Origin of the sequence: Capnocytophaga sputigena (assembly GCF_002302495.1) — a bacterium.
Classification (GTDB): domain Bacteria; phylum Bacteroidota; class Bacteroidia; order Flavobacteriales; family Flavobacteriaceae; genus Capnocytophaga; species Capnocytophaga sputigena.
In genome coordinates, this window is record NZ_CP022379.1 from 2,274,275 (window position 1) to 2,289,117 (window position 14,843).

Here is a 14,843-nt window from a genome sequence, read left to right on the forward strand (position 1 = left end):
ACTTTGCCTAAGTTTCACACTTTGGCAAAGTTACCCCCTCGTCATTCGTCATTCGTCATTCGTAACTTGCCCTCGTTATTATGAAATATTTGTTATTATTACTCTTTTCTCTGCCTCTCACAGCACAAGTTAAGGAATCCCAAGGCGGAGGCATAAAGGATATAGGGAGAATTCCTAACGAGCCCCCTCTTTATATTATCGATGGGAAGAAAATTACTAAATGGAGTCTAAATTTTAAAAAACTTCGACCCAAAGATATAGCCGAAATCTTGGTGCTTTTTAGAGAAGAAGCTAAAAATCTTTTTGGTAGTAGCGCAAAATACGGAGCGGTATATATCATCACTAAGGACACTTTTCGGAAAGCAAAAGCACTTGCTAGTAATCCGCCTAATAGTCAACTCAACAAGGAAGAGCAACTTTATGCAGAGATTTGGGAATTCTATCAAACCTATCGCCTTATAGTGGTTTCAGGAAAAGTTACTGATAAAGAAGGCAAACCTTTAGCTAATATTAGGGTATATAATAAAGATAGGAATACTGAGACTTATACCGATAGTTTAGGCAATTACACAATCAAAGCCCACCGTTGGGATATGCTGATGGTGCATTGTTGTACTTCTTGCAAACTGATTACCGATGAAGAGAAAGAACAAGAAATTAATTTTGAGGGGTCATTTGAAGGTACTTATAAAGAAGCAGAGGAAGCACATAGGAAAGAGATGATAAAGCGGATTCCTCTGAGAGCAATAGCGCAAATTTCAGAGGACTATTGTGCTACACCTCTCTTTGTATTGGATGGTATGCCTATGGACAAGAAGGAGTTCCGAGAGAAAACAAGCAGGCAAAAGATTTCAAAAGAGATTCATTACCTTACACCAGCAGCAGCTACAGCTATTTATGGTTCTGGAGCTATCAATGGGGTATTGGTAGCAGTTACTGAAAAAGCTAAGAAGAAATACGATAAACGACAAGCCCGTAAAGCTCAGAAAAAACAATAAGCGATGACCCGAATTACTATATTTTTATTCTCTTTTACACTTTCATCAGACCCGTCTGCCTTGTCTGCCCCGTCTGAACCCCTAACCCCTAACAACTAATATGTACAAAATCATTTATAAATCAGTTGCTATAGTAACTATAGCCCTTACCCTTACCGCTTGTGCAGGTCGTAAAACTTACGAGCGTCCCAATGTCGTAAATGAAAAACTTTTCCGTACGGATAATATCCCTACGGATAGCCTTAGCAGTGCCAATGTATCTTGGCGCAACATCTTCACCGATGCCACTCTCCAACAACACATCAGCAAGGCGCTTGCCAATAACCTCGATGTGCGTATAGCAATGCAAAGTGTAGTTTCAGCACAAGCCTATCTCAAGCAAAGTAAGGCTGCTTTTATCCCTACCCTCTCAGTAGGGGCAAACTACACCCGCAGCACCAACTCTATCAATGCAGCGGGAGGTCTGGGAGAACGTACTTACAACAATCTATTTGATATCACAGGTAGTGCTTCGTGGGAAGCCGATATTTGGGGCAAACTCTCCGCCCAAAAACGTGCCTCTTATGCCTCTTATTTGGCAACGGTCGAAGCTCAGAAAGCAGTGCAGTCCGAAGTGGTAGCTACTTTAGCAACAGCTTATTACCAATTGTTGATGCTTGACGAACAGAAAAAAGTACTCGAACAAACCATTGAGTTCCGCACCAAAAGTTTGGAAACTACCAAACTACTCAAAAATGCAGGTTCTACTACCGAAGTAGCGACCAAGCAAATCGAAGCACTTGTCTATAACGCACAAGCACAACTTATTACAATCAACAATAGCGTATGGGCATTAGAGAATACGATATGTGTACTCCTCGGCGAAGAACCTCATCACATAGAGCGAAACACCCTTGCTGAACAACAATTCCCTACTGAATTCCGTCAGGGATATGCTGTGAGTTTGCTCGAAAATCGTCCTGATGTGGCACGTGCCGAACTGAACTTGCGCAACGCTTTTGAACTCACCAATGTAGCCCGTGTTGCTTTCTATCCTACCCTCACCCTCAGCGCTCGTGGCGGTATTAGCAGTACCGAGCTCGATACTTGGTTTTCAGCCAAATCGATGTTTGCTAATTTTATAGCGGGATTGGCGCAACCTATCCTCAATCGCCGACAAATACGCACTCAGTACGAAGTGCAAAAAGCGGCTCAAGAAACCGCTTTACTCAACTTCAAAAAGGCAATTCTTTCCGCAGGCAAGGAAGTCTCTGATGCAATGCACCAATTCAACTCTCAAGACGAGTTTATCCAACTCAAAACTAAAGAGATGGAAGCCTATCAAAAAGCAACAGATTTCTCTAAACAACTCTTTGATAGCGGTATGGTGAATTATTTAGAGGTGATCACTGCCGAAGTAAACCGCCTCAATGCCGAACTTAGTGTAGCCAACGCACAATTCACTCGTATGCAGTATGGCATTACCTTGTATAAAGCCCTCGGAGGTGGTTGGAAATAATTAGCAAATTAAAAAGAAGAATCTATAACTTAAACTTATGATAAAAAGTTTTATAAACAGACCGGTACTATCAACGGTAATTTCTATTTTGATAGTAATTTTAGGGATTTTAGGGATTGTATCCTTACCTATTTCCCAATACCCCGACATTGCCCCTGTAACGGTACAGGTATCGGCTAACTATGCAGGTGCCAATGCCGAAACAGTGCTTAAAGCAGTGGTGATTCCGCTGGAAGAACAAATCAATGGGGTGGAAAATATGGATTATATTACCTCATCGGCTTCTAATAGTGGTTCCGCAAATATTACAGTCTATTTCAAACAAGGTACCAATGGTGATATCGCGGCGGTAAACGTGCAAAATGCGGTGTCGCGTGCGAACTCTATTTTGCCATCGGAGGTAACCCAATCGGGGGTAACGGTACGCAAACAGAGCTCTGGTAACCTGATGTTCCTCAGCTTCTTTTCTGAGAATAAAGAGTTAGACGATGTGTTCTTGCAAAACTATTTGAGCATCAATGTGATTCCTGCAATCAAACGTATCAGTGGGGTAGGGGATGCCAGTGCTTTTGGAGGTAAAACCTATTCTATGCGCGTTTGGATCAATCCGCAAAAACTCCAAGCATACGGTCTCAACCCTACAGAGGTAACTGCTGCAATTTCAGCTCAAAGTAAAGAAGCGGCTGCAGGTACTTTGGGACAAAATAGCGGTAGCAGCTATGAATATGTGATTAAGTACAAAGGAAAATACACTCAAGTGTCTGAATATGAGAATATAGTACTCAAAGCCTTAGATGGCGGACGTGTACTTCGCCTCAAAGATGTGGCTACGGTAGAACTCGATGCCCTCGGCTATACAGGATTTTCTGAAAGCAAAGGTCGTCCTGCGGTGGCTATGGGTATTTCCCAAACCCCAGGCTCTAATGCTCACGAAATTATCCAAAATATAGAAAAACTCTTAGAAGAACTAAAACCTTCTTTGCCCGAGGGGATTACTTATAGTATCAACTACAACGCCAATACATTCTTAGATGCTGCCATTTCTAAAGTGGTGTCTACCCTCTTGGAGGCTTTCTTGTTGGTGTTCTTGGTAGTGTATATCTTCTTGCAAGACTTTCGTTCTACACTCATTCCTGCTATTGCGGTGCCAGTGTCTATCGTGGGTACTTTCTTCTTCTTGAACCTCTTTGGTTATTCTATCAATATGCTCACCCTCTTCGCCTTGGTATTGGCTATTGGTATAGTGGTAGACGATGCCATAGTGGTCGTCGAGGCGGTACACGCCAAGATGGAGCAAACTCACGAGAAAGCTAAACCTGCTACCATTTCGGCTATGAACGAGATTACAGGGGCGATTATCTCTATCACTTTGGTAATGGCAGCAGTGTTTGTGCCAGTAACCTTTATGGGCGGTACTACGGGGGTGTTCTACAAACAATTTGGGGTAACCCTTATTGTAGCTATCGTGATTTCAGCAATCAATGCGCTCACCCTCAGTCCGGTACTTTGCTCGCTCTTCCTCAAACCTCACGGTGATAAGCAGTACGAAGAAAAATCGTGGTTTGGCAAGTTCTTTCACAAGTTTAATGTAGCTTTCAATGCCGCAACTTATAAATACGGACAAACTTTTACTTTCTTCCTTCGCCACAAATGGGTAACCTTAGTGCTTTTACTCTTGGCAGGAGGTGGTATTTATTTTGCCAATAAAAGTATGAAATCGGGCTTTGTGCCCAATGAAGATCAAGGGTTTGTGATGATGGATGTATCTATGATTCCTGGTGCCTCTATGGAACGTGTCGCCAATATTATGCGTGAGGTAAATGAAAGTCTTTCCAATATCCCAGGGGTGGAAAATGTTACCTTTGTAACAGGACGTGGTATGATTTCGGGCGAAGGTAGTAACAATGGTATGGGCTTCTTCAAACTGAAACCTTTTGAACAGCGCTCTAAACTCCCTGGTCAAGATATTCAGTCTATTATCAACAATGCCTTTCGTGCAGTAGCTAATGTTAAAGATGCCAATGTGATTTTCTTCCAACCGTCGTCAGTACCTGGTTTTGGTATAGGTGGTGGGGTATCGTTTGTACTCTTGGATAAATCCGGAAGTGATATCAGTGAGGTGAACAAAAATGCACAACAATTTTTAGGTGCTTTGATGCAACGCCCCGAAATACAGTTCGCGCAAACTTCGTTCAATGTGAATTATCCACAATACCAAATGGATATCAATGTAGAGCGCGCTATGCAATCAGGTATTACAGTGAGCACGATTCTCTCTACCTTGCAGAACTATATAGGAGGTTTCTACGCTACCGACTTTACCCTTTACGGAAAGCAATACCGCGTAATGGTACAATCGTTGCCCGAAGCGCGTAAAGACCTCAATAGTCTCAACAACTTGTTCGTAAAAACAGCTAGTGGCTCAATGGCGCCTATCACCGAGTTCGTAACGCTCACACGTACCTTTGGACCTCAATCGCTCAGCCGTTATAATTTATTTACTTCGGTATCTATTTCGGCTCAGAACAACCCTGCCTATAGTACGGGTGATGCCCTAAAAGCAGTACAAGAGGTAGCAGCCCAAACCCTCAACGCTAACTATAGTATTGATTATACAGGTTTAACACGTGAAGAACAAACCGCAGGCTCACAAACCATACTCATTTTCTTGCTCAGCTTGGTATTTACCTATTTTATCCTTTCAGCACAGTATGAAAGTTACTTATTGCCATTATCAGTGCTCTTCTCATTGCCTTTTGGTATCTTTGGGGCTTATTTAGGACAGTGGCTTTTCGGATTGGAAAACAATATCTATTTCCAAATCTCTCTTATTATGCTAATGGGACTTTTGGCGAAGAACGCAATTCTGATTGTAGAATTTGCTGTACAGCGCCGCCGTATGGGTGAAAGCCTCTCTAAAGCAGCTATCAATGCCGCTATGGCGCGTTTGCGTCCTATCTTGATGACCTCCTTTGCCTTTATCGTTGGTTTGATGCCATTGGTATTTGCCTCAGGAGTAGGCGCCGAAGGTAACCGCTCAGTAGCTACAGGGGCTGCGGTAGGACAGCTGATAGGTACTTTCTTTGGATTGATAGTCATACCCGTACTCTTTGTGATTTTCCAAGATTTGCAAGAACGTTTAAGTGGTTATCGCCATAAATTAGATGAAATATTTGTAACTCCCACCGACGAATATTAATATATGTATATTCGTTTTTATAGATTTTTCTTCTTTTGAGAGGAATAGCGTCACATCTATTATGAGATTGAAAAATTAACAAAAACACAAGTTTTTTCTTATTGAATTGTGAAAGAAAAGTTAAAAATGAAAAGGCAATGCATTTTTGTTGCTCAAAAATGAGGTAGTTTAAAAAAATAGCTATACATTTGCCCCCATATTAATCATGAATAAGTTTTTTTTAATTTTATTTTTATGAAAAGAACTCTTTTAAGTGTTGCAGCTATCGTTGCAACTTTCGTAAGTGCTAACGCACAAGAAATGCTAAGTAAGAGCAAATTTTTTGACAACTGGCAAGTAGGTGTAAAATTTGGTGGTTTCTCTGATACTACTCGTGAAGCTTTCTTTAAAAACACCCGTGCTACATTTGGAGCAGAGATAGGTAAACAAATCTCTCCAGCATTCCGTTTAGGCGTTGAAGGTATGGCGTATGTACGTCCAGTAAACTTTGATAATGTTGAAGTTTTTGGTAACTTTGTAGACGCTAGTAATGTAAGTTTGGTAGGTACTGTAAACTTGAGCAATCTTTTTGCTGGTTACAAAGGAACTCCTCGTTTCTTTGAAGTTGAAGGTTTTGCTGGTTTAGGCTGGTATCACTTGTACCCACAAGGTGCTGATGTTAGAAAAGCTGAAAACGGTGCAAAATTGAATTGGATGAGTGCTCAGTTTGGTTCTAACTTGTTGTTCAACTTAGGTGAAAGCAAAGCTTGGGGTATCAAAATTAGCCCTGCTATTGTTTATGGTGTTGAACGCGGACTTAACCCTATTGGTGTTGTACAACACGTTAACACAGAGCCTTCAGTTTCTCAAAATGAGTTGAATACTTTGAACTCTATGATTCAAGTAACTGCTGGTGTAGTTTACCGTTTCAAAGGTAGCAATGGTGCTCACCACTTCACTACAGCTGCTCAAGCTCCTGATAACAGCGCTGAGTTAGCAAGACTTCGCGATGAGTTGAACGGCAAAAACAAACAATTAGCTGATAACCAAAAACAAATCAAAAACTTGCAAGATGAGTTAGAAGCTGCTCGTAACAAAAAACCTGAAGTAGTTGAGAAAGTTGTTACTAAAAACAAAAAAACTTTAGAGTCTGTAGTTACTTTCCGTGTAGGTAGAAGTACTATCGATGCATCTCAATTGCCTAACGTAGAGCGTATCGCTTCTTACCTTAACAAATATAGAAATGCTAAAGTAAGTATCAAAGGTTACGCTTCTCCTGAAGGTGACTTAGAGAAAAACAAAAAATTAGCTACTGCTCGTGCTGAAGCTGTTAAAACTCTCTTAGTTAAACGTTACAAAATCTCAGCTGATAGAATCGAAGCTGAAGGTAATGGTATCGGTGATATGTTCAGCGAACCAGATTGGAACCGTGTAAGTATTGCTAATATTGTTGAGTAATTTATAGATAATTTGAAACTTAAAAATAAGAATTACTAAAGAAAAGCGGGGCTTTTAAGCCCCGCTTTTTTTGTTATCTATTTTACTTGAAAAGCACCTACTTCAATTACATCTTTTTCTTCGTTCAGACGTATCGTTGTTTCTTCTTGTTTTTGTTGGGGTGTACCGTAGTGAGTGTAGAAAGTAATTCGCAAACTCACGGGCATCAATTGCTTTTGGGAATTGCTACCATAGTAATTCACCTCCACTTTGTATTGACCTTTCATAGCTTTTTTAATCATAAACTCTTCGGGTCCATAACCTTCAGTTACGTCGTCTGATATTTTTCCACCGAGATAAGTGAGTGTGTTTTGATAATAACATTTCTCGCCTTTAGGGTCGGTTACCCATAAGTCCATATCGCAATTATCGGTATCCCAAGAGAGTACTACACGTACATCTACAGGCTCTTTTTTGAGCAAACGCTTGTCGATATAGCTTGTTTTTACGTTTTTATTGCGCGCTATGATACTGTTGAGGTCATTCAGAGTAATGAGCTTTACATCTTCAAATCGGTCGTCATTCCAATCTTCAGTAATTACTTTGTAAAGGTTCTTCACCGCTTCATTGTACTGAGTGTCATCGGCTAAAGCTAAGCCTAAATCGCGGAAAGATTGAGGTTCTTCTGGTCGTATGACTGCTATTTTTTGGAATACTTGTACTGCTTCTTTTTTGGCATTATAACGACTGAGTTTATAACCTAATACTCTAAGCAGTTGCGGGTCGTCCAAACCGAGTTCCGCTAAATTAGATACTACCAAAATAGCTTGCTCGCGATTGCCTTTCTTGAAGAAATAATCGGCTACATCAGCATAGAAAGCAGGTGTTGTGCCATATTCTTTTTTCAGTTTGTAATAGGTTTCTACGGCTTTAGCTTCTTCAGTATATTCCATTACTTTTAGATAAGGAGTATCGGGGTTATAAGCATTGAGTTCTATATTTGCTATTGGAGTGTTTTCAACCCTCACATCATTTGTAGCTACAACAGAAACAGAACCTGTTAGACTTCTTTTCATCACTGGAGCGTACCCCCTTACTACTACCTCATTGAGTTCTGCGCTATCAGTATCTTCTGAAACAGAGCTTATCCCTCTCATACTGATTCCTCGCGCTTGAGCTTGAACTTCAGCTTGAGGCACAGATGCTTCCATTTTAGCTATTTCAGCAGAAGCTATAACCTCATCTTTTATTTCAGCACGATTGTCGGTTGTTTCATCTACTACCACATTTAGCTGCTTTTTGTTTTTAGTTTTTTTATCTTTTAGAGGATATACAGTTTTCCACCATTCTGTTTGCTCATTTGATTGCTCAATAAGGTCTTCTAAAATTTCCTTTTTCCTCTCTTTTTTCTCTTCTGCTTGAGAGTCTAGTATCGCATAGTACTCTTTAGCCAATTCTTCAGGAGGTGTAATGCGGTAGCGCACATAATCTTCTACGGTTTCTAAAACGATAAGTGAATTACCTTCGGTTACAATGCCATACTCACGCCCTACGGCATCTATTTGTTTTTGTTCAGCGCCTTCGCGTTCTAATTGAGCAATTTGTTTTTCTGCCCATATACGGCGCAAAAGGTCGAACTCACTTTCCGAAGTATCGGGATTGACTGCCAAATGTATTTCTTTTTGTAGTATTACATTTTTAGGGTAGCCAAAACTGAGTACTAAAGTAGCTTCTTTAGTTTGTAATTCTCCTGCAAGAGTGAAATTACCTTTGCTAATAGCTGTGCCTTTCTGTGGGAAAATTTTGGCTACTTTGCCATTTTTCACTTCTATATCCAGTAGTTGGAAAGGTACAGTTTGTGCTGCTTTTAGTGCTTGCTCGGTAGAGAGAGTGGTCAAATCTATAAAGCTACCCCCCGTAGCATTGGCGAGGTATTGCATTTTTGGGGTATTGGCAACTGCCGACGCATTGACTACCGTTATAGGGGTTTTAGCTTGTTTTACCACTTCTTTTACTGAAAATTCTTTACTGCCAAAGTTGAAAATGCCATCGCTAAAGAGGAGCAATTCATCGGCTTTGAGACTGAAATTGATAGCATTGCCATCGGTAGCACCATCATATTGCAAACTTTCTAAATGCGATTTCAGCACTTGCCAATTGCCGTTTTTCACTTCAAAAGTAAGGGGTTTGTCAGAGCGAATATTGAAACTGCTAAGAATGACTTTCACATCTTTTACTTCCTTGAAATAGCTTTCTAAGAAAGCAAATTCTTTTGCTCTATCGCGATTGGCTGCCGAGTGTGATGCATCCCATAAAAGCCCTATTTCCTTAGGGGTAGGTCTGTTTTTGGGTTGGGCAGTAGCCAAAGCGATATTGCCGTAGCAATAGGTTTTGTTGCCTTTAGTGGCGCTAATAGTTTGTGGTTTCTCAATTTTTGGGAAAGTGAGTGCTATATTTTGGTTGAGCGTGAAGTTCTGTTGGCTCACCTCGCTGATATAGCTGTTGCGCGCTTGTTTGAAGTCTAATTGCAAGCTGTTTTGAATATCAGCTTTTACAAAGCGTGATACCACCTCAGTGCGTACTTTGAAGTTTTTAAGGGTTACATTAGCTGTGATAGGTAAGAAGTAATAATCCTGTCCGTCGCGCTCGTGTAGCTCTTGTTCAAAGGCGATGAGCACACGCCGAGTGCCTTTGGCAGGCATAGGATACACACGGGCTTTGAAGTTGTTGCCCTCTGTTTTTTCTAACAAACCAGGGTCTATACCCCTGCGCACTATGTCCTCAAAGGCTTTGCGCCCTAAGGCTTTGTCTACCACCACTCCTTCGCGCAGTTTTCCGTTGATATCCAAGGCAAAGCGCGATACCTGCTGTCCGTTAGCTAAGGGGAACTGGAATTCGCCTTCCATTACGCGACTGTTAGGGTTGTAGAAAGTCATTTCCATAGTGGTGACGGCTGTTTGCCCTATTACCAATATGTCTACTGAGAGGTCTTGCAACACCATCGGGTTGGCATTGCGTTCATTTACTACCTTCACCTCAGGCACTACCGATTTCTGTGCGATGGTTACTAAGGGAAGCAGTAAAGCTACTGAAGATAAAAAATGTTTGATTTTCATTACTTAACAATGTTTTGATGAAACTTGTTAGCTGTAAATCAAACAATATACCAAAACTACTCTTCTAAAAACTGCACTTCGTACAAATTGCGGTAGTAACCGTTCTCTATTTGTAATAATTCCTCGTGAGTGCCTGTTTCTACGATATTTCCTTTGTCTAACACAATAATTTTGTTGGCTTTTTTCACCGTAGTAAGACGGTGGGCGATGATAATAGAAGTGCGCCCTTCGGTCATTTTATCGGTAGCTTGTTGTATGAGTTGCTCGGAATGAGAATCGACTGATGAAGTAGCCTCGTCTAAAATGAGAATTTGCGGTTTATGCACGTAAGCGCGCAAGAAAGCAATGAGTTGGCGTTGCCCTGCCGAAAGCATTGAGCCGCGTTCTTTCACATTGTAGTGATAACCTTCGGGCAAACTCATCAAGAAATCGTGAACGCCTATGCTTTTAGCAGCAGCAATCACTTCCTCCTCACTGATAGCAGGATTTTTCAGGGTGATATTGTTCAGCACACTATCAGCAAACAAAAATACATCTTGCAATACAGTAGCAATGTGTTTTCGCAATGAACTGAGGGTGTATTCCTCTATATTTACCCCATCGATGTAAATCGCACCCGAGCTAAGGTCGTAGAATCGGTTTAGCAGGTTGGTAATAGTTGTTTTTCCAGCACCTGTAGCCCCTACAATAGCAATGGTTTCGCCTTCTTTTACTTCAAAACTGATGCCGTGCAAAATTTCTTCGCCTGCTACATATTCAAAATGAACATTTTCAAACTGGATAGCGCCTTTCACTTCAGTAAGTTCTTTCTGTCCTTCAGTTTCAGAGTCGTTTTCGGTTTCCAAAATAGCAAAAACACGGTCGGATGCGATAATGCCCATTTGGAAGGTATTGAACTTATCGGCGATATGCCTAATAGGGCGGAAGAGTTGTTGCGTGAGTTGTATGAACAAGAAGATATTTCCCAAATCGTATACGTTATCACCTACGATTTGTCGCCCACCAAACCACACAATAAGGGCAATAGTAATTGATATGCACAAATCGCCAATAGGGAAGAAAATGGAGTTGTACCATATCGTTTTAAGCCACGCTTGTTTGTGTTTCTCGTTGATTTTTTTGAAATTCTCTAACTCTTCGCGCTCTTGGGCAAAAAGCTGTACTATTTTGATACCCGAAATGCGTTCCTGCACAAACGAATTGAGGTTAGCTACTTCTTTGCGCACTTCCACAAAAGCAGCATTCATAGAACGCTGAAACCAACGAGTGAAATAGAGAATTAGTGGCATAGTAGCATAGCTGATGAGCGCTAATTTCCAATCGATTACAAACATTACGATGGTGATAACTAACATTTTGAGCACATCGCTTGCCATCTCAAAAAGTCCTGAACTGAAAATCTCACCTATGCGTTCCATATCGTTCACCGCACGGGTGACTAATACCCCAATAGACGATTTATCAAAATATCGCATTTTCAGGCGCAACAAGTGGGCGAAGAGTTTTTCGCGCACATCGCGTATGACGGTTTGTCCCAGCCAGTTTGAAAAATAAGAAAAGAGGAATTGCATCAGCACTTCGGCGCAGACCAAAGCTATTAATATATAGGTGATGTGCAACAACCCCTCATAGTTTTTAGGGGTAATAAAATCGTCTATTGCTACTTTTATAAGGTAGGGCTGAGCTGTAGAAAAAATAGAAGAAAGTATAGCAAATAGGGCTACCGCTACAAATACACCTCGGTAAGGTTTAACAAAGCGCGATAACTGATGAAATGTATGTTTAGTGCGTGATGTTTTTTCGGACATTGTTTTCTTTTAAGATTGCAAAAGTACAAAATAATTATTAAAGTTTAGTAGTTAGTCGTTAGTTTTTAGTCGTTAGTGCTTACTCCTTGCCCCCAGATACCTGACCCCAGCCTCCTGATCCCTCACGCCTTTTTAATAACTTTATGTTTAAATACTATATTAGCACTATATATGTTAAAATTATAATAAAATATGAGGTTAATGATAAAATAATTGTTAAAAAATTTGCATAGTATTCTCTATTTATAGAATTTTGTACGCGAATTAGAAAAAACATGTACATACAATGGAAGAAAAAGAATTTTTGGACAATGAGGAAATTTTCTCAAAAGTCCTAAGGGCGGGTAGACGCACTTACTTCTTTGATGTGAGGGCTACACGCGCTAATGATTATTACTTGACTATTACTGAAAGTAAGAAGTTTTCGCACGACGATGGGTCTGTACACTACAAAAAACACAAAATCTACCTCTACAAAGAAGATTTTGAATTATTTAAAGACATTTTAAACGAAATGACTGCTTATGTTTTTGATGAAAAAGGAGAAGAAGTAATCTCTGAACGCCATCAAAAAGATTTTAAAAGAGAGCTATATGCCGAGCGATTGGAAGGCGTAAGAACTAATGGAGTTGCCAATGGTGTTACGAACGGTGCTTATCGCAACCTTGATTTTGAAGACCTCTAACTAAAAAACGCTAACAAGGTGGAGCTTCACTCATTGTAGTATTAAGAGTGATGACGTAATGGGCTATTGGGTAAAGCTCATCTTCTGGCGTGGGTGGTACTTTATAAGTGCTTCTCGCAAATAACTCTTCTCAATGTGTACGTATATTTCAGTAGTAGTAATATTCTCGTGACCTAACATCATTTGTATAGCGCGCAAGTTGGCACCATTCTCCAGTAGGTGCGTGGCAAACGAATGCCTAAATGTATGGGGGCTAATTGTCTTCTGTAACCCTATACTTTCCGCTACTTGTCTTACAATCGTAAAAATCATCGCTCGTGTGAGCTGTTTTCCCCTTCTGTTTAAGAATACAAAATCCTCGTGTCCTTTGGCTATTTTTAGCTGTCGGCGCTGGTTGTCTATGTATTGCTTCACTTGCTTTTGAGTGTAAGCCTCAATAGGTACCAACCGCTGTTTGCTGCCTTTTCCCATCACCCTGATAAAATCTTCATCAAAAAACAAATCGGATAATCTAAGCGAAATGAGTTCCGATACGCGCAATCCGCAAGCGTAGAGCATCTCTATCATTGCCTTGTTGCGATGACCTTCATCGGTGCTTAAATCTATAGAAGCCAGCATCGCATCTATCTCTTGTAGTGAAAGGGTATCGGGGAGTTTTACGCCTATTTTTGGGCTTTCAATGAGGCTCATCGGGAAATCTTCACGCCCTTTTTCGTACATCATAAATTTGAAAAAACTCTTCAATGCCGAAATGAGTCGCGCTTGCGAACGTGCGTTCAAATCTTTAGCTACTTCGTACACGAATTGTCGCAAAGTATCTTCCTCTATATTAGCAGGGGTTTCGGTGATGTTGTATTTTTCTAAATAGCAGATAAGTTTTTCGATATCCAAACCGTATGACACAGCCGTATTCTGCGACAAGCCTCGTTGCAGTCGCAGATAATGCTGAAAAGCTATATTTGTTTCACGCCACACCTGTTAATTGTTAATTATCAATTGATAATTTTTCACTATCGTTATAGTGTTTTTTATCGATGATAGTTCCTTTGGATAGGGTAATAAGCCCTGGATTAGAGCGAATCATCGTTTTTAGCGTAGTGGCATCGTTGTAATAGAAGTTGAAATTGAGTTCGTATTTCTTTACGATATAAGGCGCTTTTTCCATTTGTGAAGTGAGACCTATTACTGTATAGCCGTTTTTCATTGCTTTATCGGTAATGGTTTTAATAGCTTTAAACGCCTCTTGGTTAGCGCGGTCAAGGCGGTAAGAAATCACCATCAAAAGTTTGTCTTTGTTGATGAATTCCTCTAAATAATCGGTGGTTCTATCTTTATCCTGAATGTAGAAGTCGTGGATAGGAGGCATTTCGGTTTTAGAAGTAAGACTCACGTACTCACCCGCTATTTTAGGGAAAGAAGGGTCTTTAGTTTCAATCACTTTGTTTTGCCCGTCTATTTTAAAAGTCCAATAGTAAGTAACAGCATTAGGAGGTAATTCCATACCTTTAGGGATGTTAGTACCTATTTTGTACACGCGGAAGTCCTTCACTGGCAAGTGGTTGTACACGTAATAAACGAAGATGATGCAGAAAAGCACTGAGAGACAAGTTACTACCAAGGGTAGTTTGCCTTTTGTAAGTGGATGAATATATTTCTGACCGAAGAAAACAACTAAAGTGAGTGCTAAAAGCACTAAATCTTTAGTAAACGATTGCCAAGGAGTAAATTTGATAGCATCGCCAAAACAACCGCAATCAGTTACCTTGTTAAAATACGCCGAATAGAAGGTAAGGAAGCCAAAGAATACTAACATAGCGAGCAAAAGCCATAGTGTGAGTTTCTTTTTATAGCCTACTAATAGAGTTACGCCCAATACTACCTCAAAAATGCATACAAAGATAGCAAATGCTAAAGCATAAGGCACGAGGAAAGGCAAATTGAGTACACCAGGGGCAAAATAATCTTCTAATTTGAAAGAAAAACCCATAGGGTCGTTGAGTTTTATCATCCCACTGATGATGAAAGTAACACCTACTAATATACGGCAAAGTTGCACAAGATATTTCATATTGCGATAATTGTTTTTTTGCCTCGTTTTGCCTCAAAAACTTTGCCAAACTCCT

The 14,843-nt window shown here is 40.4% G+C and carries 9 protein-coding genes; 5 read left to right on the forward strand and 4 right to left on the reverse strand.

The features are described 5' to 3' along the window. The first annotated feature begins 80 nt into the window (after positions 1-80). The 4 genes from CGC57_RS10275 (at position 81) to CGC57_RS10290 (ending at position 7,132) form a co-directional block, all read left to right on the forward strand. The gene (locus tag CGC57_RS10275) at positions 81-998 is read left to right on the forward strand and encodes a hypothetical protein (protein WP_095899040.1); all 918 of its coding nucleotides are present in this window, start codon (positions 81-83) and stop codon (positions 996-998) included. Positions 999-1,098: 100 nt separating this feature from the next. Next, positions 1,099-2,496 carry an efflux transporter outer membrane subunit gene (locus CGC57_RS10280; RefSeq protein WP_095899041.1) on the forward strand — a complete coding sequence of 466 codons (1,398 nt, stop codon included), beginning with the start codon at positions 1,099-1,101 and terminating at the stop codon, positions 2,494-2,496. 37 nt (positions 2,497-2,533) lie between these two features. Then, on the forward strand, positions 2,534-5,695 hold the full coding sequence (locus CGC57_RS10285; protein WP_095899042.1) for an efflux RND transporter permease subunit: 3,162 nt from the start codon (positions 2,534-2,536) through the stop codon (positions 5,693-5,695). Positions 5,696-5,929: 234 nt separating this feature from the next. Further along, positions 5,930-7,132, forward strand: coding sequence for an OmpA family protein (locus tag CGC57_RS10290; protein WP_095899043.1), 1,203 nt, complete (start codon positions 5,930-5,932; stop codon positions 7,130-7,132). 77 nt (positions 7,133-7,209) lie between these two features. Here the strand turns inward: CGC57_RS10290 and CGC57_RS10295 are convergent, their stop codons facing one another. Beyond that, positions 7,210-10,227: a DUF2135 domain-containing protein gene (locus CGC57_RS10295; RefSeq protein ID WP_095899044.1), complete on the reverse strand. Its 3,018-nt coding sequence runs from the start codon at positions 10,225-10,227 to the stop codon at positions 7,210-7,212. A gap of 56 nt (positions 10,228-10,283) precedes the next feature. Next, positions 10,284-12,035 (reverse strand): ABC transporter ATP-binding protein, encoded by a 1,752-nt coding sequence (locus CGC57_RS10300; RefSeq protein WP_095899045.1) that lies wholly within the window; start codon positions 12,033-12,035, stop codon positions 10,284-10,286. Positions 12,036-12,321: 286 nt separating this feature from the next. Between CGC57_RS10300 and CGC57_RS10305 the strand changes: the two genes are divergently transcribed. Next, complete coding sequence (locus CGC57_RS10305) at positions 12,322-12,720, forward strand: PUR family DNA/RNA-binding protein (protein WP_095899046.1); 399 nt, start codon at positions 12,322-12,324, stop codon at positions 12,718-12,720. Between the two features lie 63 nt (positions 12,721-12,783). On the opposite strand, the gene xerD is transcribed toward CGC57_RS10305, so the two are convergent. Together xerD and CGC57_RS10315 are read right to left on the reverse strand one after the other, a co-directional pair. Continuing rightward, positions 12,784-13,695: a site-specific tyrosine recombinase XerD gene (gene xerD, locus CGC57_RS10310; RefSeq protein WP_095899047.1), complete on the reverse strand. Its 912-nt coding sequence runs from the start codon at positions 13,693-13,695 to the stop codon at positions 12,784-12,786. Positions 13,696-13,705: 10 nt separating this feature from the next. Then, the gene (locus CGC57_RS10315; protein WP_095899048.1) at positions 13,706-14,788 is read right to left on the reverse strand and encodes a BT_3928 family protein; all 1,083 of its coding nucleotides are present in this window, start codon (positions 14,786-14,788) and stop codon (positions 13,706-13,708) included. Positions 14,789-14,843: the final 55 nt, after the last annotated feature.